General features: G+C 60.1%; 21 protein-coding genes. 9 read left to right on the top strand and 12 right to left on the bottom strand.

Going from position 1 to position 23,678, the window contains the following annotated elements:
* Window positions 1–19: 19 nt before the first annotated feature.
* Window positions 20–1,003, bottom strand: coding sequence for a TRAP transporter substrate-binding protein (locus ACZ5VE_RS03190; RefSeq protein WP_464456629.1), 984 nt, complete (start codon window positions 1,001–1,003; stop codon window positions 20–22).
* 60 nt (window positions 1,004–1,063) lie between these two features.
* Window positions 1,064–1,813, bottom strand: coding sequence for an SDR family NAD(P)-dependent oxidoreductase (locus ACZ5VE_RS03185; protein ID WP_464456628.1), 750 nt, complete (start codon window positions 1,811–1,813; stop codon window positions 1,064–1,066).
* Between the two features lie 142 nt (window positions 1,814–1,955).
* Here ACZ5VE_RS03185 and ACZ5VE_RS03180 point away from each other — a divergent pair, with 142 nt between their 5' ends.
* From ACZ5VE_RS03180 to ACZ5VE_RS03170, 3 genes are all read left to right on the top strand, one after another.
* Complete coding sequence (locus ACZ5VE_RS03180; RefSeq protein ID WP_464456627.1) at window positions 1,956–2,840, top strand: LysR substrate-binding domain-containing protein; 885 nt, start codon at window positions 1,956–1,958, stop codon at window positions 2,838–2,840.
* 342 nt (window positions 2,841–3,182) lie between these two features.
* Window positions 3,183–3,854, top strand: a complete 672-nt coding sequence (locus tag ACZ5VE_RS03175) for a helix-turn-helix domain-containing protein (RefSeq protein WP_464456626.1) — start codon at window positions 3,183–3,185, stop codon at window positions 3,852–3,854.
* A gap of 52 nt (window positions 3,855–3,906) precedes the next feature.
* Window positions 3,907–4,800 carry a DMT family transporter gene (locus ACZ5VE_RS03170; RefSeq protein ID WP_422169348.1) on the top strand — a complete coding sequence of 298 codons (894 nt, stop codon included), beginning with the start codon at window positions 3,907–3,909 and terminating at the stop codon, window positions 4,798–4,800.
* Between the two features lie 164 nt (window positions 4,801–4,964).
* On the opposite strand, the gene ACZ5VE_RS03165 is transcribed toward ACZ5VE_RS03170, so the two are convergent.
* From ACZ5VE_RS03165 to ACZ5VE_RS03150, 4 genes are all read right to left on the bottom strand, one after another.
* The gene (locus ACZ5VE_RS03165) at window positions 4,965–5,588 is read right to left on the bottom strand and encodes a tyrosine-type recombinase/integrase (protein ID WP_422169347.1); all 624 of its coding nucleotides are present in this window, start codon (window positions 5,586–5,588) and stop codon (window positions 4,965–4,967) included.
* A 204-nt stretch (window positions 5,589–5,792) separates the two neighbouring features.
* A complete protein-coding gene (locus ACZ5VE_RS03160) occupies window positions 5,793–6,761 on the bottom strand; it encodes an alpha/beta fold hydrolase (protein ID WP_464456625.1) in 969 nt (322 codons plus the stop codon).
* 66 nt (window positions 6,762–6,827) lie between these two features.
* Window positions 6,828–7,829 carry an NADP-dependent oxidoreductase gene (locus tag ACZ5VE_RS03155; RefSeq protein ID WP_464456624.1) on the bottom strand — a complete coding sequence of 334 codons (1,002 nt, stop codon included), beginning with the start codon at window positions 7,827–7,829 and terminating at the stop codon, window positions 6,828–6,830.
* A gap of 109 nt (window positions 7,830–7,938) precedes the next feature.
* Window positions 7,939–8,544 (bottom strand): TetR/AcrR family transcriptional regulator, encoded by a 606-nt coding sequence (locus ACZ5VE_RS03150; RefSeq protein ID WP_464456623.1) that lies wholly within the window; start codon window positions 8,542–8,544, stop codon window positions 7,939–7,941.
* Between the two features lie 544 nt (window positions 8,545–9,088).
* Between ACZ5VE_RS03150 and tkt the strand changes: the two genes are divergently transcribed.
* The 3 genes from tkt to ACZ5VE_RS03135 all read left to right on the top strand — a co-directional run bounded on the left by tkt (window position 9,089) and on the right by ACZ5VE_RS03135 (window position 13,672).
* Complete coding sequence (gene tkt, locus ACZ5VE_RS03145) at window positions 9,089–11,077, top strand: transketolase (protein ID WP_464456622.1); 1,989 nt, start codon at window positions 9,089–9,091, stop codon at window positions 11,075–11,077.
* A 33-nt stretch (window positions 11,078–11,110) separates the two neighbouring features.
* The gene (locus tag ACZ5VE_RS03140; protein ID WP_464456621.1) at window positions 11,111–12,073 is read left to right on the top strand and encodes a D-2-hydroxyacid dehydrogenase; all 963 of its coding nucleotides are present in this window, start codon (window positions 11,111–11,113) and stop codon (window positions 12,071–12,073) included.
* A 168-nt stretch (window positions 12,074–12,241) separates the two neighbouring features.
* On the top strand, window positions 12,242–13,672 hold the full coding sequence (locus ACZ5VE_RS03135; protein ID WP_464456620.1) for an 8-oxoguanine deaminase: 1,431 nt from the start codon (window positions 12,242–12,244) through the stop codon (window positions 13,670–13,672).
* Between the two features lies 1 nt (window position 13,673).
* Here ACZ5VE_RS03135 and ACZ5VE_RS03130 read toward each other — a convergent pair whose 3' ends face one another.
* From ACZ5VE_RS03130 to ACZ5VE_RS03115, 4 genes are all read right to left on the bottom strand, one after another.
* A complete protein-coding gene (locus ACZ5VE_RS03130; RefSeq protein WP_464456619.1) occupies window positions 13,674–14,183 on the bottom strand; it encodes a hypothetical protein in 510 nt (169 codons plus the stop codon).
* A gap of 12 nt (window positions 14,184–14,195) precedes the next feature.
* Complete coding sequence (locus tag ACZ5VE_RS03125; RefSeq protein ID WP_464456618.1) at window positions 14,196–15,212, bottom strand: AraC family transcriptional regulator; 1,017 nt, start codon at window positions 15,210–15,212, stop codon at window positions 14,196–14,198.
* A gap of 43 nt (window positions 15,213–15,255) precedes the next feature.
* Window positions 15,256–16,095: an oxidoreductase gene (locus ACZ5VE_RS03120; RefSeq protein WP_464456617.1), complete on the bottom strand. Its 840-nt coding sequence runs from the start codon at window positions 16,093–16,095 to the stop codon at window positions 15,256–15,258.
* A 269-nt stretch (window positions 16,096–16,364) separates the two neighbouring features.
* Window positions 16,365–17,324, bottom strand: a complete 960-nt coding sequence (locus ACZ5VE_RS03115; protein ID WP_464456616.1) for a helix-turn-helix transcriptional regulator — start codon at window positions 17,322–17,324, stop codon at window positions 16,365–16,367.
* Between the two features lie 191 nt (window positions 17,325–17,515).
* On the opposite strand from ACZ5VE_RS03115, the gene ACZ5VE_RS03110 reads away from it, so the two are divergent.
* Genes ACZ5VE_RS03110 through ACZ5VE_RS03100 form a run of 3 tightly spaced genes read left to right on the top strand, consistent with a single transcriptional unit; the run spans window position 17,516 to window position 21,978 of the window.
* Entirely contained in the window at window positions 17,516–19,117 is a 1,602-nt protein-coding gene (locus tag ACZ5VE_RS03110) for a GMC family oxidoreductase (RefSeq protein ID WP_464456615.1), read from the top strand.
* Window positions 19,118–19,158: 41 nt separating this feature from the next.
* On the top strand, window positions 19,159–20,205 hold the full coding sequence (locus ACZ5VE_RS03105; protein ID WP_464456614.1) for an alpha/beta fold hydrolase: 1,047 nt from the start codon (window positions 19,159–19,161) through the stop codon (window positions 20,203–20,205).
* A 39-nt stretch (window positions 20,206–20,244) separates the two neighbouring features.
* Window positions 20,245–21,978 (top strand): aldehyde dehydrogenase family protein, encoded by a 1,734-nt coding sequence (locus tag ACZ5VE_RS03100; RefSeq protein WP_464456613.1) that lies wholly within the window; start codon window positions 20,245–20,247, stop codon window positions 21,976–21,978.
* A gap of 154 nt (window positions 21,979–22,132) precedes the next feature.
* On the opposite strand, the gene ACZ5VE_RS03095 is transcribed toward ACZ5VE_RS03100, so the two are convergent.
* Together ACZ5VE_RS03095 and ACZ5VE_RS03090 are read right to left on the bottom strand one after the other, a co-directional pair.
* Entirely contained in the window at window positions 22,133–22,606 is a 474-nt protein-coding gene (locus ACZ5VE_RS03095) for a Dps family protein (RefSeq protein ID WP_464456612.1), read from the bottom strand.
* 29 nt (window positions 22,607–22,635) lie between these two features.
* Window positions 22,636–23,565: a ZIP family metal transporter gene (locus tag ACZ5VE_RS03090; protein ID WP_464456611.1), complete on the bottom strand. Its 930-nt coding sequence runs from the start codon at window positions 23,563–23,565 to the stop codon at window positions 22,636–22,638.
* Window positions 23,566–23,678 lie beyond the last annotated feature (113 nt).

Here is a 23,678-nt window from a genome sequence, read left to right as displayed (position 1 = left end):
GGCCGTGAGCGTTAAAAGATCAGCGCGCTTGCTGAACAACGCGGTTGACGAAATCACCAATGGGGCTGGAAGACCACTTGGTGTAAACCGACTTGGAGGCGTCCATGAAGGCCTTGCGGTCCACGGTATCGATCTGCACGCCTTTGGTCTTGAGTTCAGCCACCAACTTGTCGTCGGCTTCCTTGTTCAGGCGACGTTGCATCTGGGTCGCTTCTGCAGAGGCATCCATGAAGACTTTCTGGTCGGCTGGGGTCAGGCGATCCCATGAACGCTTGCTCATGAGGAAAGGCGTGGACTCGTACTTGTGGCCGCTCAGGGCGATGTACTTTTGCACTTCGTACAACTTGGCCGACGCGATGTTGGTCAGCGGGTTTTCCTGGCCGTCAACCACACCTTGTTGCAAAGCCACATACAACTCAGAGAACTTGATCTGCTGTGCATCCGCACCCATGGCCTGCATGATGTCGACGGTCACGGCATCCGGTGGCGTGCGCATTTTCAGGCCCTTCATGTCGGCCGGTGTGCGCAGCGGACGCTTGCTGTTGGACATGTGGCGAATGCCGTTGTCCCACAAACCCAGCAAGACCATGCCTTTGGCAGCGCTTTTGTCGGCCAGTTCTTTGCCGATGGGGCCATCCATCACTTGCCAGGCCTTTTGCACATCGGCAAACAAGAAAGGCATGCCCAATGCGGCGTATTCAGGCACCACGCTGGCAATCGCACCTTGGCTGTTGGCCGACATGTCGAGGGTGCCCGAACGCAAAGCCGTGACCATGGCGGCATCGTCACCCAGCTGGGCGGAATGGGCCACTTGAATTTCAATGCGGCCATTGGTTTTGGCTTTGACCGTGTCGGCAAATTTGACAGCCGCCTCGTGGCGGGGGTTGCCAGGCGCAGCGCCATGGCCCAGCGTCAGCTTGACGGTTTGGGCCTGTGCCAGCGAAGCAGCCGCCAAAACGGCAGTGGCCAGCATAGTGCGGCGCAATGTGTTGAATCGTGTCATGAATGTCTCCTTGGTTTTAATGGTTTGGGCCGAAGCCCATGGGGTGCAGAAAAGATCAGCTCAGTGGATCAGCATGCCACCGTTCACGTCGAGCGTGACGCCGGTGCAGTACTTGGACAGGTCGCTGGCCAAAAACACCACGCAACCGGCCACATCGTTGGGCTCGCCAATGTGACCCAGCGGGATGCCGTCCAGAATGGCCTGGCGTTTGTCGTCGGGGATCTTGCCCTTGTTGATGTCGGTGGCAATCAGGCCAGGGGTCACGCAGTTCACACGGATGTTGTTGCCACCGTATTCACGCGCCATGGCACGGGCCAAGCCCAACACGCCAGCCTTGGCTGCCGAATAATGCGGGCCGCCCAAAATACCGCCGCCGCGCTGTGCCGACACCGACGAAATGCAAACAATCGAGCCGCTGTTTTGCGCAATCATGGTCGGCAGCATGGCTTGCGATGCGTACAGCGTGCCGCGCAGGCTCACATCCATGATGCGGTCGTAGTCTTTGCCGGTGATGTCGAGGAACTTCACAGGTTGGGTGATACCGGCGTTGTTGACCAAAATATCGATGCGGCCCATGGCGGCCTTGATCTGGGCGGCAGCGGCTTCGCACGAAGCCTTGTCGGTCACGTCGGCCACCAGGCCCAGATGCTGTGCGCCCAGGCGCGCCGCAGCGGCTTGTGGGTCGGCCACGGCCAAGTCCAGGATCACGACGCGAGCGCCTTGTTCAGCCATCATGCGGGCAGTGGCAAAGCCCAGGCCATTTTGGCCAGCGCCACCGGTGATCACGGCCACTTTGTCTTTGAGCAACATGCAGGTCTCCTTTTGTGTGTCTGCGTTCAGGTAAGTGGCGCGATTTTGGTCAAGGCCTTGCATGAAGACAAACGATATAAACTCACAACCGGTTTAATTTCATTCATGTTGCACCGCAACGATTCAATTTTCTTCACGCGCCATGATTCCTCCTCTCAGCGCCTTGCAGGCCTTTGAAACCATTGCCCGCCGCAAGAGCTTTTCGCTGGCGGCCGAAGAGCTGCACCTGACCCCCTCGGCCGTAAGCCACCAGGTCGCCAAGCTGGAAAGCCTGCTCGGCGTGCGCCTGTTTGAACGCTCGGCCAGAGGTGTGGAGCTGACCCCTGCAGGCCAGCAATACCTGCAACGCGTGGCCAGCGCTTTGGGGGCCATCAACACCGCCACCGAAGACTTGCGCCATGGCGTGCAAGACACGCTGTATGTGCACAGCAGCCCCAGTTTTGCCAGCCTGTGGCTGATGCCGCGCATCGCCCGATTCACCGAACTGCACCCCAACATCTCGCTGGTGCTGTCGGCCTCGCATGTGCACTCGGACTTTCAGCTCGGCCAGATGGACATCGACATCCGCTATGGCATGCCCAATTGGCCCAACCTCGAAGTCGAGCCGATTTTTACCGAACACATCCTGCCACTGGCCAGCCCCGAATTCATCCGCACCCACGCGCTGCACGAGCCGAAAGACCTGCTGCGGGTGCCCCTGATCCAATCCAGCGTGAGCGTGGTGCAGTGGCCCGAATGGTTTGCCCGTTTTGGTGGCGATCTGCGCCCCGAACGCATGGGCCTGCGCTTTGACCGCGCCATGATGAGCCTGGACGCTGCCGTGCAAAAACTCGGCGTGGCCCTGGAAAGCACCAGCATCGGCCAGTCCCTGATCGCCAGCGGCAAGCTGCAACCGGTCTTTGCAGAAGAGATGTGCATGCAGGTGCGGGCGCACTTCATGGTCTACCCAGCGCGGCACGCGTCACGGCCGGAGGTGACGAGTTTTGTGGAATGGTTGCGCGAAGAGGCGGGGGAGGTGAAGCGATGAACGGGCTTGCATTTAGTGGCTGGTGATGTCACTCTAAAAACCGCGCACTCCAAGTGCGCTTCTCTGGCAAGGCTGCGCTTTATGCGCTTGGGATTGGCGTCAGCTTAAGGCTGGTAGCGGACATCCCTAGGCTGAGACTGATATTTTGCGTCTGCCATTACCGGTCGTTCGCTATGTATTGCATCCAGTGACCGGTCTAAAGCCCACAGCAGTCACAACTGAAAAACCAGCTTGAAATTGCTACGTGGAATGACTGCTTGTGGCCTGGGTCATGGGGTGCTTCCGACCCATTGCAGACAGTAGATCAGACAGATTAGATGCCTTCATGCGAAAATTACGCAGATGAAACTGGTCAAGTCTGCGTTAAGGTCAGCCATTGCCGAGCTGCGCCGTTACAGCGGAAACCATGGATCGCATGAGCACGCCCATGCCCAACTGTTATTTGGCATCGACGGGGCGCTGGATGTTGAGGTGGATGGTCACCTCATGCGCGTGGATGCCACGACAGGATTGATCGTTCCGGCGGGTTCATCGCACACGTCTTCATCGCGTCATGGTGCGCAGGTCCTAGTGGTTGACTCTCCGCCCTCACAGGAGTTTGACCGTTTGAGACCACTGGCGCTTTCAGGCGGTCGCCCTCAAACCACCAGCGTTGCCCACTGGCTTGATTGGGCAAGAATTGCTCGTCGTGCAGCCCCAAAGAGAAAGCTCGAAGTGGCAGAACTTGCCACGGCTGTGAAATCGGCCTTGCATGAGAACTGGACAACCGAACGCATGGCGGCACGGTTTGCCTTGTCGGCACCGCAGTTCCATACCAGATGGCGTCAATTGACTGGCCAGACGCCGCAAACCTGGTTGCGTGACCTTCGCCTGGACGAGGCCGAACGTCTTTTGCGCGCGGGACTGCTCGTGGATGCCGCTGCGGCGCAAGTGGGCTACGCCAGCTCCAGCTCCTTGTTGTATGCCTTGCGCCGCGAGCGAGGCTTGGGCTCCCGGGCTTTGAGGGCCGACTGAACGACAAGCGTTGCTCGACATTTGCATCGACCGGTTCAATCACGATAGCGGCATGAACAACAAATCCTTGCGCGGCATGGCCATGGTGGTGTTTGCCGCCATGCTCTGGGGCACCACTGGCACAGCACAGAGTTTTGCACCACCACAGCTTTCTTCTTATTGGGTTGGAGCATTGCGGCTGCTCGTGGCGGCGGTGTTCTTCTGGCCGTTGTTGTGGATACAGGACCGCTCGATCTTCACCGGCGCATTGATGCGTCAACTTCCGTGGCGGGGCATAGGACTGGCTGCTGTCTGCATGTGTGTCTACAACCTGGCGTTCTTTGCGGGTGTGCGCGACACCGGTGTTGCCGTGGGCACTGCGCTGGCCTTGGGCAGTGGGCCGGTCTGGGCGGGCTTGCTCCAAGTGGTGATCAACCGTCAGCTGCCCAAACGCGTTTGGTGGGTGGGCACGGGCATCGCTGTGGCCGGGGTGGTGGCCATGGTCACTGGCAACAGTGAAAGGGCATCTGTTTCTTGGACAGGCGTGCTGATGTGCTTGATGGCGGGTTTGTCTTATGCCACCTATGCTATCGCCAACCAGCATATGGTCAGCAACGCTTCACCGTCCACAGTGACAGCGACGGTATTCACCATGGCTGCACTGATGGCGATACCTGGCGCCTCCATGCTTTCTGGTCGTCCTGACATCCATACCGGTGATGTGGCCATCGTCTTGTGGCTGGGGGTGGTGAGCACGGGCATTGCGTATCTCATCTTCAGCCATGCGCTTCGCCACGTCTCTGCGGCCACTGGCGTGGTGCTGGCCTTGGCCGAACCAGTGACTGCGTTTGCCCTCGCCATTTTGGTCGTTGGAGAGCAACCGGGCATCAGTGGTGGACTTGGTCTTGCGACCGTGCTCCTTGGACTTTGGTTGGTGGTGCGCAGTGAAATGCTATCTATAAAGTAGCTGAAACCAGCATCGATGACGATTCAAGGTAGTCAGACTGAAGCCAGGCCTCCTCCGTCATGGATTGACTCTTCGTGGCCGGAAGTACCGTTCCTGAGGGATACCGGATAGCCGTCATTGAAGACTGCCACACTCTTGCGGAAAATTCACCACGATTGACTATCTCAAATTTCCGTCTGTTCTGAGATTTCAAGAGCGTCGTCGACCTCGATACCCAGGTACCTGACTGTGGACTCCAGTTTCGCGTGGCCAAGTAGAAGTTGCACGGCTCGGAGGTTCTTGGTGCGTCGATAGATCAACGTTGCCTTGGTCCTTCGCATCGAATGGGTTCCATACTCGGAGCGATCCAAACCAAGCTCATCTACCCAGTGGCCGAGAATCCTGGCGTACTGCCGGGTACCTAAATGAGGTGAATCGTGGAGCCGACTGGGAAAGAGAAAGTCATCTGACTTTAAGGCTGCCTGTTTGATCCAGACCTGCAACGCGTCCCTTGTGACTGCGGTAATCTCGAACTGAACTGGACGCTTGGTCTTATGCTGCATGACGATTGCTCGTGTAGCCACTTGATCACCATGGCATACATCACGTACCTTGAGCGCAACCAAGTCGCATCCACGCAGTTTGCTGTCAATGCCAAGATTAAAGAGCGCCAGTTCACGGGTCCGGCCTTCCATCTGAAGACGTACGCGTAGGGCCCAGATGTCCTTCACCTTGAAGGGGGCCTTCTGGCCTACGATCTTCCCCTTGTTCCATGGCTCATGATGAAGTGAGGTGGCTGAGGTTTCCATGATGGTCTCCCATCTAGTTGAGGGAGCACAGAGCATGAGCCGATCAGGCGGCATCTCATTGCGCTGCGTCAAGCCCGGCCAAACACTCTATCGATAAGTGACTGGTAACGAGTGCGGCAGCCAACTCACGCCTCCGGCCAGAAGCAGACTGTGGAAAACGCTCTCAAAGATGTCGGTTTATAGATCTGCTCCTGTGGGGCAGCCTCAGCGAGCCAGAAACTCAAGCGTGCTGCGCACGAAGTCGGCGTGGAACTGGAAGGCGCCGCCATGCCCGGCATCGGGATAGATGATCAGCTGGCTGTTCGGCAGCCGGCGGGCCAGGTCGCGCGTGTTGACCGTCGGGACCATGCGGTCGTCGTCGCCATTGACCACCAGCACCGGCTGCGTGACCACCGACAGATCGGCCGGCGCTTTCTGGCCCCACGCGCGCAGCGCCTCCAGCTGCGCGAGGAAAGCGCTCACCGTGATCTCGGTGTCCCGGTCCTCGGTGCGCTCCTTCAGACGCGCCAGAAAGGCCTTGCCAGCTTCGATGCCAGCCGGGGTGCGCGTGAAGAACAGAAATTGCTTGGCGTCCTGGCCGGTGAAGAAGCCCCGGAGTATGTCGTAGAAGGTCACCCCGGCCACGGTGCTGATGCCTTGGCCACCCGCAGGGCCTGTGCCTGCGAGCACCATCTTGCGCACGCGCTGCGGGTCCTTGAGCACGACCTCCTGGGCGACCATGCCGCCCAGCGAGAAGCCCAGCAGGTCCACTTTCTGCAAGCCCTTGGCTTGGATGAAGGTGATGGCGTCGTCTGCCATGGCTTCGATCGAACTCGATGGCGAGCCGCTGGAGGCGCCGATGCCACGGTTGTCAAAGGCGATGACGTGGTGCTTCGCCGCGAGGCCGTCGATAATGCTCGGGTCCCAGTTGTCCAGCACGGCGGCCAGGTGGGTCAGCATCACCACCGGCGTGCCGCCGTGGTGCTGGCCCAGTTCCCGGTACGCGAAGGTCACGCCCTTGGCTGTGAGGGTCTGGGTGGGCACGTTCTTCCAGGCAGGCGCGGTCCTTTGTTCGGCCGCCAGAGGGGCTGGGGCCGCTGCTGTGGTGACAGGTTCCGCTGCCAGTAGCGTCGAGGTCTGGAGGGCAGAGGACAGGGCCAGGCCCAGCAGAATGGCCTTGAGTCGGTTTTTCATGGTGGTTTTCGTTTCAGGTGCCGTACATATGTCAAGAGGTCAATCAGGCGGTTAGCGTGGAACGGCTCAGCGAACCTTGATGACCACCTTGCCCTTGGCCCGGCCGCTTTCGACGTAGGCCAGGGCCTCGTTGGTGGCGTCAAACGGGAAGACCTTGTCGATCACTGGGCGGATGGCGCCCGATTCGATCAGCGGCGTGATCTGCCGCAACTGGCTGCCGCTGGCCTTCATGAACAGGAACGCATAGCCGACCCCCAGGCGCCGGGCCTGCCTGCGGGCTCCGAAGCTGAGGACGCGCATGAGCTGCTGCAGCAGCCAGTTGGCCTGGATGTCTTGCGCAAACGGCAGATCGGGGGGGCCTGAGATGGAGATGAGTTGGCCGCCGGGCTTGAGCACACCCAGGGACTTCGACAGGGTCTTGCCGTCCTGGCTGTTGAGCACCACGTCGTAGCTGCTCAGCTGCTCTTCGAATTTTTCCTTCTTGTAATCGACGATCACATCCGCGCCCAGGCTTTTGACGAGGGCGGTGTTGCCCGCGCTGGTGGTGGTGGCCACCGTGGCACCCAGGTGCTTGGCCAGCTGGATGGCAAACGTGCCCACGCCGCCGGAGCCCGCCTGGATGAAGACCTTCTGCCCCTTTTTGACTCTGGCTTTTTCCACCAGCGCCTGCCAGGCCGTCAGGCCCACCAGGGGGATGGAAGCGGCCTCTTCCATGGAGATGTTCTTCGGCTTGATCGCCACCGAATCTTCCCGAACGGCAATACGCTCGGCGAAGGTGCCGATGCGGAAATCATCGGCCCGGGCATAGACCTCATCACCCACCTTGAACTGGCGAACTTGCGGCCCTACACGGACGACCACACCGGCCACATCGTGGCCCAGGACCAAGGGCGTGTGGTACGGCAGGATGAGCTTGAACTCACCGTTGCGCAGCTTGGCATCCAGCAGGTTCACCGCAGCCGCATGCACCTCGATCAGCACATCGTCTGCGCGCAACTCGGGTTCCGGCACATCCGTGGCCCGCAGTTGTTCTTTCTTCCCGTAGCGGTCCAATACGAAGGCTTTCATGGTGTTTCCTTTTTCAAAAGTGAGCAAGAGATCCACCCCGCAGACCGGGATGGACGAGATTTAATATGATGATCATCATATTTAAAGGCAAAAAAAACAGGCCCAAGGGTCAGGCTTGAGAAGGCGCCAGATGTTTCAGTGTGGCGTTGCACAGCGCATCCGACAGCGCCGGATCGTCCACCGCACGGGCCATTACCAGGGTCCCCACCATGGTCGCCACCGTCACCAAGGCGCGCTCATGGGCGTCGGGCTGCCCCCAGTCCGGCGACTGGCGGGCCACCAGATCGATCATTTCCTTGATGCGGGCTGTGGCTGCACGGCGCACTTCGGGTGACTGCCGGGGCATTTCAGAACCCAGGGCAGAGACCGGACAACCGGTCTCGATGCCCGCCAGGTGCTCTTTGGAAAGATAAGCCTGCATCAGCGCCTGCAAGGCCTGCTCGGGTGGGGCCGCCGCAATGACACTGGCCGCGAAGGCGTTCGATTCGGCTCCCGCGCGATCTGCCGCCTCGGCCAGCATGGCTTCACGGGACTCAAAGTGGGCATAGAACGCCCCGTGCGTCAGCCCCGCCGCTTTCATGATGTCGGCCACGCCGGTCCCGTCATACCCGCTGCGCCGGATGGCGCGGGCAGCCGCCTGCACGATGCGCTCATGTGAGGCCTCTTTTGCTGCGGTACGAATATTGTGTGCTGCGTTTCGCATGATGTGCATCATATAAAATTTTCGTTGAACGTGCAACCAGGGGGGGTAAGCAGTCGCAGAATAAGTTCACTGCGGCAGACAAGCCGTGAGGTCAAGTCGCACTTACCGTAGGCAGTCATCGTTGCGAACCGGACGTCGAAATAAAACCCTTCAGAGACTGCTTTGGGTCGAATTCACCCGGTCGCAGGCGAAGAGAGCGGACGTTCGGTTGGGAATTTGTGAGGTGCTATTTTTCAATGTCGGCAGTACCCCCCGGACCGGACATCGGACTTGATCGAAATGATCTTGCGTGAGAGTCCGCTTACCAATTCGGCTTCAAGCTGGAGCTGAAAGACGACTGGCCGCAACCGCTGCTTCGCAGCCCCTCAACCGCTGACGCAGCATCCCACAACGCCTCAACAGCAGTCAACAGCCCTCCTCGCTTAGTTGAACCGCTTTCATCCGACCCTGAATATTCATCGCTTGTCTTCATGTATCAAGCTGGCAAAAATCACGGCCAACCCATTCCATACACAGGAGACAGGCGCAGGTTCCGGCTGGAGCCTGCGCTCACCCCATGAGCGCACATCCTCAACAAGCCCTGGCCCACGCCATCCGTTTTCTTTCCATCGACGCCATCGTCAAAGCCCAGGAAGGCCACCAAGGCGTGCCGCTGGGCATGGCCGAAATCGCCACCGCGCTGTACACCCGCCACCTCAAGTTCAACCCGCAAGACGCCGGTTGGTTTGACCGCGACCGCGTGGTGCTGTCCAACGGGCACGGCTCCATGCTTTTGTATTCGCTGCTGCATCTGACGGGCTACCCGGCGTTTACGATTGAAGAAGTGCAGCGTTTTCGCGTGTTGGGCTCGGTCTGCGAGGGTCACCCCGAGCGCCCGCATGACAAGCCCAACGGCATTGAAGTGACCACCGGCCCTTTGGGCCAAGGCATTGCCAACGCGTTTGGCATGGCGGTGGCCGAGGCCTACTTGAACGCCCGCTTTGGCAACGACTTGGTCAACCACTTCACCTACGCGTTTGTGGGTGACGGTTGCCTGCAAGAAGGCGTAGGCCAGGAAATGATTTCACTGGCCGGTCACTTGCAACTCGGCAAGCTGGTGCTGCTGTGGGACGACAACCAAATCACCGATGACGGCAGCACCGACTTGTCGATCAGCGAGAACGTGGCCGAGCGCTTCCGCGTGGCGGGCTGGCATGTGGTGGAACTGGACGGCCACGACATCGAAGCCGTGTCTACCGCACTCGATGCTGCACGGCTTGACCCACGCCCTTCCATGCTGGCCTGTCGTACCGTGATTGCCAAAGGCATTGCACGCTTGCAAGGCCAGCGCGGCGGCCACAGCGGTCGCTTGTTTGAAGAAGATGCCCAAGCCGCACGCGACATGCTGGGCTGGACGCATAGTCCGTTTGAAATTCCTGCGGACGTGCAACAAGCCTGGCACGCTGCAGGTCAACGCAGCGCGGCTGAACACCAAGCCTGGCAAGCCCGCGTGGCCGCCCTGCCCGCTGCCGAGCGCGCCGAGTTTGAACGCGTGATGCGCGGCGAGCTGCCCGCGCAATGGCAACAGGTGCTGCTGGACTACAAACAAAAAGCCTTGCAAGCGCCCCCCGCGCCCAGCGGCATCTTCATCTCGGCAGAAATCAACGACCTGCTCACCCCCGTGTTGCCCGAGCGCATGGTGGGCTGCGCCGACCTCGAAGCACCCACCAGCCACAAGCGTGGCTTGACGGCATTCAACGCGCAAGACCACGCAGGCTCGTATGTGCACTGCGGCGTGCGCGAGCATGTGATGGGCTCGATGGCCAACGGCATGGCCGCACACGGCGGTGTCATTCCGCTGTCGGTCACCTACCTCGCGTTTGCCGACTACGAACGCCCCGCCATGCGCATGGCCGCGCTCATGGGCCTGCCCGTGAAGTTTGTGTTCAGCCACGACTCGATTGGCATTGGCCGCAATGGCCCGACACATCAGCCTGTGGAAATCATCGCCTCACTGCGGGCCATGCCCAATATGTGGGTCATGCGCCCAGCCGATGCGGTGGAAGCTGCTGAGTGCTGGGCGTTGGCTTTGCAAAACCAAGCCGGTCCGGTCAGCCTGGTGTTTGCACGCCAATCATTGCCGCTGGTGCGCCACACACACACCACAGACAACCTCACCCGTCGCGGCGCTTATGTGTTGAACGAAGCAGCCTGCGGCCCACGCCGAGTCACGCTGCTGGCCACGGGCTCTGAAGTGTTGCTGGCCGTGCAAGCACGCGAGCAGCTCGAAGCGGCTGGCGTCGGCACCGCCGTGGTGTCCATGCCTTGCTGGGAATTGTTCAACGCACAAGACACGGCTTATCGCCAAAGCGTGTTGGGCACAGGCGTTCGCGTGGGCATCGAGGCTGCGGTGCGCCAAGGCTGGGATGCTTACCTGGGGTTGGACGGCGGCTTTGTCGGCATGACCGGCTTTGGGGCCTCCGGCCCTGCTGACGAGTTGTACAAACTGTTCAACATCACGCCCGATGCGGTGGTGGCCGAAGCACGCCGTTTGCTGGCAGCTTGATGCACACCGTTGAATAAAAAACCAAACACCCTCATGAAAATTGTTTTCTTAGACCGCGACACCATCTCGCCCGACACCACACTGCGCGCCCCCACGTTTGCCCACGAGTGGGAGCAACACAACCGAACCACCGCAGAGCAAGCCGCCGCACGCATTCATGACGCAGACATCGTCATCGTCAACAAGGTCAAACTCCCTGCTGAGGTGTTGGCAAAAGCGCCCAAGCTCAAACTGATTGCAGTGGCCGCCACAGGCACCGACAACATCGACCTGCAAGCCTGCCAGCAGTGCGGCATCGTGGTGAGCAATGTGCGCAACTACGCCAAGCACACTGTGCCCGAGCACACCTTTGCGCTGATCTTTGCCCTGCGCCGCAGCATCTGCGCGTATCGCGATGCGGTGAAGGCTGGGCGCTGGCAAGAGGCCGCACAGTTTTGCTTTTTCGATTACCCCATTCGCGACCTCGCAGGCTCGACCTTGGGTGTGATTGGGGACGGTGTTTTGGGCCAAGCCGTGGCCAGCATTGGCCGTGCCTTGAGCATGCGCGTGCTGTTCTCGGCGCATAAGGGCCGAAGCGGCCAAGGCAGCATGTACACCCCGTTTGAAGAGGTGCTGCGCCAGTCAGACATACTCACCCTGCACTGCCCGCTCAGCGCCAACACCCGAAACATGATTGGCGCGGCCGAATTTGCACAGATGGCGCGCAAGCCCTTGCTCATCAACACCGGGCGCGGTGGCTTGGTGGACGAAGCGGCGGTCGGCCCTGCGCTGCAAGCCGGTCACATTGCAGGTGCAGCGTTTGATGTGACGAGTGTGGAGCCACCACCCGCAGACCACCCGTTCATGGCGTTGCTGGACCGACCCGACTTCATCCTCACCCCGCATGTGGCGTGGGCCAGCGCCGAAGCCATTCAGGCCTTGGCAGATCAGCTCATTGACAACGTGGAAGCGTTTGTGCGCGGTGCGCCGGTGAACGTGGTGTTGCCCAAAGTCTGAACTCGGCCATGCGAGCACCCCACCCGGAGGGGCTCATGTGGAATACGTAAAATCGCCTCTACTGCACAGCCCGGGACGCGCGGCAACGTGGTGCTCGCCCTCCCCCTGCACGCTGGGGCCCAGGGGATTCGGCCGCGACTTGTTTCACACCTTGCCAAGGACAAGTCCATGACCACTCTGCTGATCCACCGCGCCCGCTGCATCGCCACACAAGACGACGCCAACACCGAACTGCTAGACGCCTCGCTGCTGATTCGCGATGGTCGCATTGAACGCATCATCCCTGCCAGCGAAAACATCGACGAACTGCTGAAGCAGGTCGACGAAGTGATCGACGCCCGCCACCATGTGGTGGTGCCCGGCCTGATCAACACGCACCACCACATGTACCAGTCGCTCACCCGGGCGATCCCGGCGGTGCAAAACGCCGAGCTGTTCAGTTGGCTCAAGGGCCTGTACCCGATCTGGGTGGGCCTCACGCCCGAGATGGTGCGCGTGTCGGGCCAGGTGGCCATGGCCGAGCTGCTGCTGAGCGGCTGCACCACCAGCTCTGACCACCTCTACATCTACCCCAACGGCGTGCGGCTGGACGACAGCATCGAAGCGGCGCACACCATCGGCATGCGTTTCACGGCCACCCGCGGCAGCATGAGCGTGGGCGAGAGCCAAGGCGGCCTGCCGCCCGACAGCGTGGTTGAAAAAGAACCCGCTATCTTGAAAGAAACCCAGCGCCTGATCGAGACCTGGCATGACGCGAGCTACGGCGCGATGACGCACGTGGCCGTGGCCCCCTGCTCACCCTTCAGCGTGAGCCAAGATCTGATGCGTGAATCGGCCAAACTGGCCCGCGCCCACGGCGTGCGCCTGCACACCCACCTGGCCGAAAACGACCACGACATCGCCTACACCCGCGAGAAATTCAACTGCACCCCTGCACAATATGCGCAAGACCTGGGCTGGGTGGGCGACGATGTGTGGCACGCCCATGGCGTCAAACTCGACGACGAAGGCACCTACCTGTTCGCCAAAACCCGGACCGGCATTGCCCACTGCCCCTGCAGCAATATGCGCCTGGCCAGCGGCATCCTGCCCCTGCGCAAAATGCTCGACGCGGGTGTGCCGATTGGCCTGGGCGTGGACGGCAGCGCCAGCAACGACGCGGCGCACTTGCTCAACGAAGCGCGTCAGGCCATGTTGCTGGCGCGTGTGGGCAGAGCGATGGAGCCACCGCGCGTCGAAGACGGGCGCACCGTGTTCGGTTGTGACCACGGCCCCGCAGAGATGACACCCCGCGACGCCCTGCGCCTGGCCACACGCGGCGGCGCGCAGGTGTTGGGCCGCGCCCACGAGCTGGGGCAAATCAAAGAAGGCTATTGCGCCGACATCGCGATGTTCCGCACCGACACGCTGAGCATGGCCGGCGGCGCGGTGCACGATCCCGTGGGTGCGCTGCTGCTGTGCGCCAGCGACAACGCCGACTACACCATCGTCAACGGTCGCGTGGTGGTGCGCCAAGGCCAGATCGTCACGGTGGACATGGGGCCGCTGATTGAGCGGCACAACCAACTGGCGTTGCAGCTGGCCCTGGGCGTGAACTGATCTAGGCGGCGATGCCCGCCAGTGCCCCCAAATAAACCTCCCCGCGCGCCTCGGCAAACAGGTCCAGCGCCAGCGTGAAGCCTGCCTGCACCACCAGCCCAATACCGATGCCGGTGGCCGCGTCCCATTGCGAGAGAAATGCGATCAGGCAGGCCCCCACTACGAGCAGCGCCAGCTCGACGGTTTTGTACAGCTTGAAGTTGGCCATGACCGTTTGCATGCGCTCGGTTTCTGCTTGCTTGAACTGCGCCGGCGCACTGGCCAGTTGCGTGCTCAGCTTCGTCAATTGCGCATCGGTGCGCGTAAAAATGGTGACACCCACCACCAACTGCATCAGGGCCACCACCACCAAAGGCAGCGCCATGAAGCGCAGGCGGTGGCCATGGGTCCACAGCCAGACCGCCAAACCCATCGCCATCAAGGCCACCAACATGAAGAGCATGCTTTCTTGCTTCTCCCCGACAAAATAATCTGTCATGTCTTTCACCATGTGTTTGTCTCCCGTGCTCATGTTCAAATTTTCTCAATGCCACTGGGCATCCACGCCCGCGCGCCCCTGCCGATAAGCAGCAGGCGTGGTGCCGGTCCAGCTTCTGAACGCCCGGATGAAGGAGTTGCTTTCCTGAAAGCCCAGCAGCCAGGAAATTTCCCCGGCCGAGATGTCGGTGCGGCTCAGGTAATGCCGCGCCAGTTCTTGCCGCACATCGCTCAGCACTTCTTGAAACCCCACCGACTCGTCGGCCAGTTGCCGCTGCAAGGAGCGCTTGCTCACAGCCAGACGCTGAGCCACGGCATCGATGCTGCTGATGCCTGCAGGCAGCGTCTCCAGCAACACGGCCCTAACGCGTTCGCGCATGCTCGCTTGCGCGTCCAGCTCGGAGAGTCGACTGTTGAGTGCTGGCTCAAACGCCGCCCACATGGCCATGTTTTCTGTCAAAAAGGGCCTGCGCGCATCCTGCGCCGAAAAGGCGATTTGAATCTGTTCAGAGGCACCCAAAGTGCAGCCCAAATAAGCCTTGTAGGCCGCCAAGTCCACCGGCAAATCCGGCAAAGATGCCGCCAAGGGCTCGATCCGTTCGCGCGTGGCCAGCCGGGCCAGTTGCGTGAAAAACACCAACTCCGAAACACCCAGGCTGCGGGGTATGGGCTCGGTTTGGCCGTAGCAGCTGAGCGTGACCCAGGTCCTGTCGGATCGGATGTCCACCACCATGTTCAAAGGGCCGATCAAGCGTTTGTAGTGCGCCAGCCGTTGCAGTGCAGTGTTCAGGTCGGGGCTGCACAGGCAGGCGAACAGGGCCGGATCAAAAGCCTCCACCGACATGGCCTGCGCGAGCTTCAGTGCCAGCTCGTCGCTGCCTGCGGCCTGCTCCAGCCCGCGCCACAGGTCAAAGTACTGCGCGGGCGACAAGCTCGCGCCCGGGCGTGCAAACAGGTCACCCGGCAAACGCGCCAGACTCAGCACATCGGCGGGGGCATAACCCATGTCCAGGATGAGCAGTTTCCAGCTCGTCTGCACGGCAAAGCGTGTGGCCTGTTTCACGGCGTGGGCCTTTCTGGCGTGTCGAGGAGTTTCGAGGGTCGGGCTACTTGGCTTGGCTCATGATGGCCATGTCAAAGAGGCGGTCCCCGAAATACTTGCGGATGAACATCAGGGGTTTGGCCATTTTGCCGATGACGTAGCGGGTTTTGGGTCGGCGCGAACGCACAGCCTGCAGTATGGCATCGGCCACCACCGAAGGCGGCGAGGCCGCGTCCTTTTTGGCGTAGGTACTGCGCATCGCATTGGCCATGGCCTGGGTCATCGCCTGGTAAGGGCCTTGGCCCGAACGCGCCAGCATGGGCTCGAGCATCACGCCGCCCCACTCGGTGGCGATCACACCGGGCTCGATGATGACCACCTGGATGCCGAAGGGCGCCAACTCGATGCGCAAGCAATCGCTCCAGCCTTCCACCGCGTGCTTGGTGGCGTGATACCACGAGCCCAGGGGCGTGTAGATCTTGCCGCCCATGGACGAGATGTTGATGACCTTGCCCGCCCCTTGGCGGCGCATGTGCGGCAGCGCCAACTGCGTGAGCCGCGCCATGCCGAACAGGTTGACTTCAAACTGGTAACGGGCATCGGCCAGGGTCGAATCTTCCATCGCGCCGTACATGCCGAAACCCGCGTTGTTGACCAGCACGTCAATACCACCATGGCCCGCCGCGATGGTGTTCACCGCCGAGACGATGTCGGCATCTACCGAAATGTCCATCTGCAGCGGTATTGCGCCCAGTGCGCGCAGGTCTTCCATTTGGGCCAGACGGCGGGCCGCGACGTAGACCAACAGGCCCTCTTGCAACAGCCGCTTGGCCGTCTCTTTGCCCATGCCGGACGATGCGCCGGTGACGAGCGCTACTTGTTTTGCGGGGGATGTGGATGCCATGAAAAACTCCGTTCGTGAAGGCGTTGCGAATGGAGAGATGGTCGCAGCCAAGGTGCGATGCGTCACCATCGGATCGCGCCAATGCGCATGCGAAAGGCGCCAAAAGACGGCAGAGAGTTTTGACGCGCAGCGCTTACATGCTGTGCCTGACCTTTTACGAGCGCAGCCAGCGCAACCCAGTGGTCAACACTGCTGCTGATTCCGCAAGCGGTGGCTTGGTGGTTCTGAATCACCAAAATCCCGAATCACGCCGTGCTTGATAGGGGTCTTCAAACGCTTTGGTGACGAACCAAGCGCGCTGTTTCTGACGGGCTCTCACCAAAATAGTTTTTGTAGAGCACCGAAAATCGCCCCAGATGCCAAAAGCCATGCCCCATGGCGATGTCGGTCACGCTGGCCGTTTGGGTCAGCAGCGCCCGCCGCGCTTTGGCCAGGCGCTGCAAGGTCATCAAGCGCTGCGGGGCCATGCCATAAGTGTGCTGGAACGCGCGCTCCAACTCCCAGACGGGCACACCCAAATCCTGGCACAGCGCATCGATGCGTAGCGGCGTGGCTGTGCGGTCCTCGCACCACTGTTGCACCGAATTGACCAAGCGTTCGCGTGTTCGCAGCTGCGCCACGCTGCTGGACGTGGGCTTGTGCCAGCGCCGCGCCAACTCGCTCCAGATGACTTGCAGCAATTGTTCATGGGCCTGTTCCATAACAGCGCTGCCGGGGTCTTGCATGCGATCGGGGCCCAGCACGGAGGACAGTTCAGCCAACTTGCCCGAGGCTTCTGGCGTGAGCTGGCCCGGCAGGTGCAAGGTGGTCACGCCCGCAGGCATTTGAAAGCCCAGAACTTCCAGCCGCTCACGGGGAATTTGCACCCCCATCCACTGGGCTTGTGGCGGCAAGCTGATGCACATTTCGCTGCCTTGCGCATAGACCACCAAGTCGCCATTGCGCAGCGCTTTGCCCTGCACACGCCAACTGCCATGGCCTTGCAGAAAAATGCCCACCGACAGCCATTCCCGCGACAAGTCACCTTTGGCCAGCAGCGCCAGGTTGTACTGACCCCAATCTGTGCGGCACTGCGAGCTGACGCTGTGGACGATCTGCCCACCAAAACGCCCTTGCTCCAGCTGCACATGCTCCAAAAAGCCTTCTTGCAATGCCAGCACCAGCGCTTGTGGGTCAAAAGCACTGAGTTGGGTCACAAAGCCGGCAGGAACAGGGGGAGCGACAGACATGGGATAGGCAATGAAGCCGCGATTTGATGCGTTGGTACCGCATCTGTCAATCCGACTTGACCCGAACAGCGTTTCGATTTGAGGGTAATCACCAATGAGGTAGACCGCCATTTGCAGAAATCTGGATAGTCGCCAACACACCGTCTTTTTAGACTGACATGGCCATTGATCCATACAGGCAGGAGACAACAATGAACACTGAATTTGATTACATCGTGGTGGGCGGCGGTTCTGCCGGCTGTGTGCTGGCCTCGCGCCTGACCGAAGACCCGAATGTGAGCGTGTGCCTGATCGAAGTGGGCGGCCCGGACAAAAGCGTGTTCATCCACGCCCCGGCGGGTGTGGTGGCCATGCTGCCCATTCCGTTCAACAACTGGGCCTACAAGACCGTGCCGCAAAAAGGCCTGAACGGCCGCCAGGGCTACCAGCCCCGGGGCAAAGTGCTGGGCGGCTCCAGCTCGATCAACGCCATGCTTTATGTGCGCGGCAACCGGCAAGACTACGACCACTGGGCCGCGCTGGGCAACAGCGGCTGGTCTTACCAAGACGTGCTGCCTTACTTCAAGAAAGCCGAGCACAACGAGACCCACACCAACAGCGAATACCACGGCACGGGCGGCCCGCAAAACGTGGCCGAACTGCGCAGCCCCAGCGCGCTCAACCAGATGTTTTTGCAGGCTTGCGCCATGAACGGCATCCCTCACAACGCCGACTACAACGGCGCGGAGCAATTCGGGGCCTTCATGTACCAGGTCTTCCACAAGAACGGCGAGCGCCACAGCGCGGCCAAGGCCTACATCACGCCCCACCTGTCACGCACCAACCTCACGGTCAAAACGAACACCATCACCAGCCAAATTCTGTTTGAAGGCAAGCGGGCGGTGGGCGTGCGTGTACAAGAGGGCGGCCAGACGCACGCGCTGCGTGCCCGGCGCGAGGTCATCGTGTCAGCGGGTGCCTTTGGCTCACCGCAGTTGCTCATGGTCTCGGGCGTGGGGCCTGCGGCCGAGCTGCAGCGACACGGCATCCCGGTGGTTCATGCGCTCGAAGGCGTGGGCAAAAACCTGCACGACCACATCGACCATGTGCAAAGCTGGCGTGCGCCCAGCAACTCCGAGACCTTTGGTGTGTCGGCCACGGGCACTGTCAAGGTCACCAAGGCCATTGGTGAATGGAAGAAAAAACGCACGGGTCTGGTCACCAGCACCTTTGCCGAATCGGGCGCGTTTTTCCGGTCATCACCCGAGGTGCAAGCGCCCGACCTGCAGCTGGTTTTTGTGGTCGGCATCGTGGACGACCACAGCCGCAAGATGCACCTGGGCCATGGCTTTTCTTGCCATGTGGACGTGATCCGCCCGCACAGCCGAGGCAGTGTCACATTGGCCAGCCCTGATGTGCGCACCGCACCGCTGATCGACCCCAACTTTCTGGGCGACGAGCGCGATCTGGACTTGCTGGTCAAAGGCGTGCAGGTGCAGCAAAGCATCATCGAGTCCAAGCCCTTTGATGCCATTCGCGGCAAGATGCTCTACCCGGTGGACAAGCACGACAAAGCCGCCATCGCGGCCGACATCCGCCGCCGTGCCGACACGCAATACCACCCGGTGGGCACCTGCAAGATGGGCCCCGCCAGTGACCCAATGGCCGTGGTGGATGCCCAGCTGCGCGTGCACGGCCTGCAAGGGCTGCGCGTGGTGGATGCCTCCATCATGCCCACGGTGTGCAGCGGCAACACCAACGCCCCGACCATCATGATTGGCGAAAAAGCGGCCGATCTGATCCGACAGGCCTGAACTGAAACCCTGTGACGCTGCAGGACCACACCGATGACCGCATGAGAAAAAGCATCAACCTGTTTCCGGCCGAATACTGCCACGGCAGCACACCGAACTGGTTTGAAATTCAGCAGGGATTCGACAAAGGCAAGTCGCTTTTCTATCTGGACTTTCAGAACCGCCCCGGCACGCCGCAGGCCACGGTGGTGTTCGTTCACGGCAACCCGGAATCGTCTTACACCTACCGCCACGTCATTGAACACCTGCGTTCATCCGACCACTGCATCCGGATTGTGGCGATGGACCACATCGGATTTGGTCTCTCGGACGATGCAGACTTTGAGATGGTGGAGATGCACCATGCTGCCAACCTGTTGCAACTGGTACGGCACCTGGACTTGCAGCAAGTCACCTTGGCCATCCATGACTGGGGCGGCCCCATCGGTGTGGGTACCTTCATCGAAGAGGCCTGGCGCGTGCGCAATTTGGTGGTGATGAACAGCACCGTGTTTCCCATGCCTGACGATGGCTACACCTACCAAAATTTCCCGTTCCGCTTGCTTCCCTGGTGCATCACACCCCGCATCGTGCCCAACTTTCTTTGGGGCGGACTGGCAGCTTATGTGGTCTCCCACGGCAGCCCACAAGCATGGCCCACCTTCGTGCTGGGGGTAGCGCGGTGGATGTGGCGACATGCCACGCGCCGGATTTCAAAAGGTGAACCTGAATACGTGTGGTCGCAATCTTTCCGCAGCAAACCCAATGCCTTGAGCTCCAAACGGTTTGTCAGGCAAACCCCGTTTTGGGGTCATGGATACAGCTACCTCGATGCGCGCCATGGCCCGCAAGACAACCACGCGTTTTACAAGAACATTCAGGAAAAACTGCCTGCAATCTGGGGCACAGGGCCACAAGCCATTGGCGTGGCAGGGCATTTCGGCGATTGGGATGCATGCGGCAAAGCATCGGTGATCCAGCAGTGGACCACCGCTTTGCCGCAATCGGTTCCACACATGCATCGCCACGCGCAAGTCGGCCACTTCATTGAAGAGTACTGTGGCAAAGACATCGCCGATTCTGTTCTGCGCCTGAACCACTTGATCTGAATGCCCTCATCTTTCAACACCAACAACACGAAGAAACCCATGCTTCAATTGCCCACCCTCACCGATTGCCAATCCAGCATCGACCAAGACCTGCAAACCCTGGCCGAGCACCGCAACCGCTGGGTGCAGACCTCGGTGGCTGAGCGCATCGCCATCTTGAACGAGATCAAAGACGCCTTGCTGCCTGTGGCGCAGGCCTGGGCGGAGACGGCATCGCGTCAAAAAGGCATCCCCAAAGGCTCACCCATCGAAGGTGAGGAATGGTTGTCAGGGCCCTACACCGTCATGGGTTATTGCAACCAGATGATGGCCACCTTGTCCAAGGTGCAAGGCAAACACCACCTTGACGATCTGCCTGTGCGCGAGTTGCCCAATGGCCAACTGGCCGCACGTGTGCTGCCGCATTCGCTGTGGGACCACTTGCTGCTGAGCGGCGTCAAACTGGACGTGTGGATGCAGCCGGGCGTGAACCGCGCCAACCTGGCCGAGCACACGGCCGCCATTTATGACCCGGCCAGCCCGCAGCACAAGACCGGCAAGTTGGCACTGGTGCTGGGCGCTGGCAACATCGCAGCCATCGCGCCGCTGGATGTGTTCCACAAGCTGTTTGCCGAAAACGAAGTGGCCATGCTGAAGATGAACCCGGTCAACGACTACCTGATCGAGTTTCTGGAGGCCGCACTCAAGCCGTTGATCAACCGGGGTTTTGTGCGCATCGTGCGCGGCGGCACCGATGTGGGGCAATACCTGTGCAATCACCCCTTGGTGGAAACCTTACACATCACGGGCGCGGGTGCGTCGCACGACGCCATCGTGTGGGGCCCCGGCGCACAAGGCCAGACCAACAAGGCCTCCAACACCCCGATCAACACCCGACAGATCACCTCGGAGCTGGGCGCGGTGTGCCCCACCATCGTGGTGCCCGGCCCTTGGTCGGCGGCAGACATCCAGTTCCAGGCCGAGCAAGTGGCCACGCAAAAGCTGCACAACTCCGGCTTTAATTGTGTAGCTTGTCAGGTGCTGGTGATGCCCAAAGACTGGGCGCAGAAAACGGCGTTTCTGGGCGCTCTTGAAAGTGTGGTGAGCCATGCACCACCACGCGGCCTTTACTACCCCGGAGCCAAAGAGCGCCTGGCGGAGTTCTGCACCAACAACCCGACCTTCAAAACCATCCGTCGTCCCGGCTCGCAAGACATGGTGATGTCGATACTGGACATCGGCAATGCCCGGGCCCGGTCCACCGAGGTGTTTGCGCCTGCACTCAACTTGGTCGAAATCAGTGGTGCCGATGCCGAGGCTTATCTGGTGCAGGCCATCGCCTTCGCCAACGAACAGCTGTATGGCACCTTGGGTGCCAACATCGTGATCCACCCGGCCACCATCGCCCAAATCGGCCGTCAGCGCTTTGAGGAAATTCTGGCCAATCTGCATTACGGCACCATCGCCATCAATGCATGGACGGGCTTGGGCTTTTTGTCTGCCCAGTCGCCTTGGAGGGCCTTCCCTGGACACACGCTGGCCGATGTGCAAAGCGGCATGGGCGTGGTCCACAACACCCTGTTGTTTGACAAACCTCAACGCGCCGTGGTCGAGGCACCATTTCGTCCATTCCCACGCAACTTGCTGAGCTTGTCGTTCACTTTGCTGCCGCGTCCACCTTGGTTCATCACCAACCGCAAGGGGGCCATTCTTGGCAAGCTGTTGGTGGCGTTTCAGCACCGACCCAGCTTGTTGAAAATGCCGCGCATTTTCCTCAATGCATTGTTGGGCTAAGGTCCAAGCAATTGGGTTGTCTGTACAGAGACCATGATTGAAGGCCTCTGTACAGTGCACCATTTTCAGACGCTGGGCGAGTTGACTTCCAAGTTTGCACGGCCCTTGAGCACAAGACTTCCGTTAGGTATCAAAAGCCCAGGCAAGGCATCGCTTACTCTTCCAGCATGCTGCGCAGCATCCACGCAGCTTGCTCATGCACACCAATGCGCTGGGTCAACAAGTCGGCGGAGGGTTCATCGTTGGCCTGGCCCACGACCTCGTACAAACCCCGTGCTGTGCGTGCCACGGCTTCGTGTCCTTGGGCCAAGATGGCAACCATCTCCATCGCTTTAGGAGGCTGGGCCGGTGCATCGGGCAAGGAGCTGAGTTTGACAAACTGCGCATAAGAGCCGGGTGCTGGATGACCCAACGAGCGGATGCGCTCGGCAATGGGGTCGACCGCATTCCACAGCTCGGTGTATTGCTGCATGAACATGACATGCAAGCTGTTGAACATGGGGCCCGCAACGTTCCAGTGGAAGTTGTGTGTGGTCATGTACAAGGTGTAGGTATCGGCCAGCAAGTGACTCAAGCCGTCTGCAATAGCCTGACGGTTTTGTTCGGAAATGCCAATATCGATTTTCATGATGCGTCCTTTAAAAAAATAAAACTGTATTAACCCAAACTGGTGTCCAACACCATCATCAAGGCAAAGCCTGCCATGAGGCCCAATGTTGCTGTGGTTTGATGACCATTTCGGTGAGTTTCCGGAATGACTTCGTGCGACACCACAAACAACATGGCGCCCGCAGCTAAACCCAAGCCCACGGGATAAGCCATGGCCGAGGTCCCAACCAAACTCACCCCTATCATCGCGCCCAAAGGCTCAAGCAAGCCACCCAGAGCGGCAATGCCAACCGCTTTCCAGACTGGAATGCCAATGGCTCGCAATGTCATGGCCACAGCCAAGCCTTCAGGAATGTCTTGCAAGGCAATGGCCGTGGCTAAAGGCAAGCCCACCGACATATCGCCTTGCGCAAAGCCCACGCCCACGGCCATGCCTTCTGGCAAATTGTGGATGGCAATGGCCATCACAAACAGCCAAACACGTTCGCACCGTTCGAATCCCGGGCCACAAGGGCCTGTCTTGTCGTGTTCGTGGGGAGTAAATGCGTCAAGCCCCAACATCAGCAGCACGCCCATTGCCATACCCAACACCACCAATATGACCCCAAACAAGGCATTGCCACTCATTTGTGTGCCTGCATGAATACCCGGCAGAAGCAGCGAAAAAGCAGCCGACGAAAGCATCATGCCAGCAGCCAAACCCAGCATGGCATCTTCGTATTTTTGGTTCAGTGCGCTCAAGAACAAGGCGGGCAATGCCCCCACTGTCGTGGCCAAAAATCCAGCGGCACCACCCCACAGAGCCCAACGCACATAGTCGCTTTGCAGGGCCGATACCACCCAAACTTGACCTTGTGCAAACAGCACGCACAGTCCTGCCAGTGAAATCAGCAATCCCAACAAGACTTGCGGACGGCTGCGCGCATGCCGAGTGAGCAAGCGTGGCCAAGAATCGGGGGACAAGAGTAATAAGTTCATATCGGGCTTTTTGAAATAATTGCCCGCAATGATAGCTTTTAATTATTAGTTTCTCATTTTGTTTTATTAAAACTATCGATAGACTATACCTATGACTTTGTGACTTCAGCCGA

Source organism: Limnohabitans sp. INBF003, assembly GCF_055396645.1.
This window is presented reverse-complemented; position numbering and strand designations above follow the sequence as displayed.

Bases quoted from the DNA above. Each gene is read 5' to 3' on its own strand.
- ACZ5VE_RS03155 (WP_464456624.1), bottom strand. From the start codon at position 7,829: ATGAAAGCCTTCGTATTGGACCGCTACGGGAAGAAAGAACAACTGCGG.
- ACZ5VE_RS03130 (WP_464456619.1), bottom strand. From the start codon at position 14,183: ATGAGCACGGGAGACAAACACATGGTGAAAGACATGACAGATTATTTT.
- ACZ5VE_RS03100 (WP_464456613.1), top strand. From the start codon at position 20,245: ATGCTTCAATTGCCCACCCTCACCGATTGCCAATCCAGCATCGACCAA.
- ACZ5VE_RS03110 (WP_464456615.1), top strand. From the start codon at position 17,516: ATGAACACTGAATTTGATTACATCGTGGTGGGCGGCGGTTCTGCCGGC.
- ACZ5VE_RS03120 (WP_464456617.1), bottom strand. From the start codon at position 16,095: ATGGCATCCACATCCCCCGCAAAACAAGTAGCGCTCGTCACCGGCGCA.
- ACZ5VE_RS03090 (WP_464456611.1), bottom strand. From the start codon at position 23,565: ATGAACTTATTACTCTTGTCCCCCGATTCTTGGCCACGCTTGCTCACT.
- ACZ5VE_RS03170 (WP_422169348.1), top strand. From the start codon at position 3,907: ATGAACAACAAATCCTTGCGCGGCATGGCCATGGTGGTGTTTGCCGCC.
- ACZ5VE_RS03140 (WP_464456621.1), top strand. From the start codon at position 11,111: ATGAAAATTGTTTTCTTAGACCGCGACACCATCTCGCCCGACACCACA.
- ACZ5VE_RS03160 (WP_464456625.1), bottom strand. From the start codon at position 6,761: ATGAAAAACCGACTCAAGGCCATTCTGCTGGGCCTGGCCCTGTCCTCT.
- ACZ5VE_RS03095 (WP_464456612.1), bottom strand. From the start codon at position 22,606: ATGAAAATCGATATTGGCATTTCCGAACAAAACCGTCAGGCTATTGCA.
- ACZ5VE_RS03115 (WP_464456616.1), bottom strand. From the start codon at position 17,324: ATGTCTGTCGCTCCCCCTGTTCCTGCCGGCTTTGTGACCCAACTCAGT.
- ACZ5VE_RS03175 (WP_464456626.1), top strand. From the start codon at position 3,183: ATGAAACTGGTCAAGTCTGCGTTAAGGTCAGCCATTGCCGAGCTGCGC.
- ACZ5VE_RS03150 (WP_464456623.1), bottom strand. From the start codon at position 8,544: ATGATGCACATCATGCGAAACGCAGCACACAATATTCGTACCGCAGCA.
- ACZ5VE_RS03105 (WP_464456614.1), top strand. From the start codon at position 19,159: ATGAGAAAAAGCATCAACCTGTTTCCGGCCGAATACTGCCACGGCAGC.
- ACZ5VE_RS03165 (WP_422169347.1), bottom strand. From the start codon at position 5,588: ATGGAAACCTCAGCCACCTCACTTCATCATGAGCCATGGAACAAGGGG.
- ACZ5VE_RS03190 (WP_464456629.1), bottom strand. From the start codon at position 1,003: ATGACACGATTCAACACATTGCGCCGCACTATGCTGGCCACTGCCGTT.
- tkt (WP_464456622.1), top strand. From the start codon at position 9,089: ATGAGCGCACATCCTCAACAAGCCCTGGCCCACGCCATCCGTTTTCTT.
- ACZ5VE_RS03180 (WP_464456627.1), top strand. From the start codon at position 1,956: ATGATTCCTCCTCTCAGCGCCTTGCAGGCCTTTGAAACCATTGCCCGC.
- ACZ5VE_RS03185 (WP_464456628.1), bottom strand. From the start codon at position 1,813: ATGTTGCTCAAAGACAAAGTGGCCGTGATCACCGGTGGCGCTGGCCAA.
- ACZ5VE_RS03135 (WP_464456620.1), top strand. From the start codon at position 12,242: ATGACCACTCTGCTGATCCACCGCGCCCGCTGCATCGCCACACAAGAC.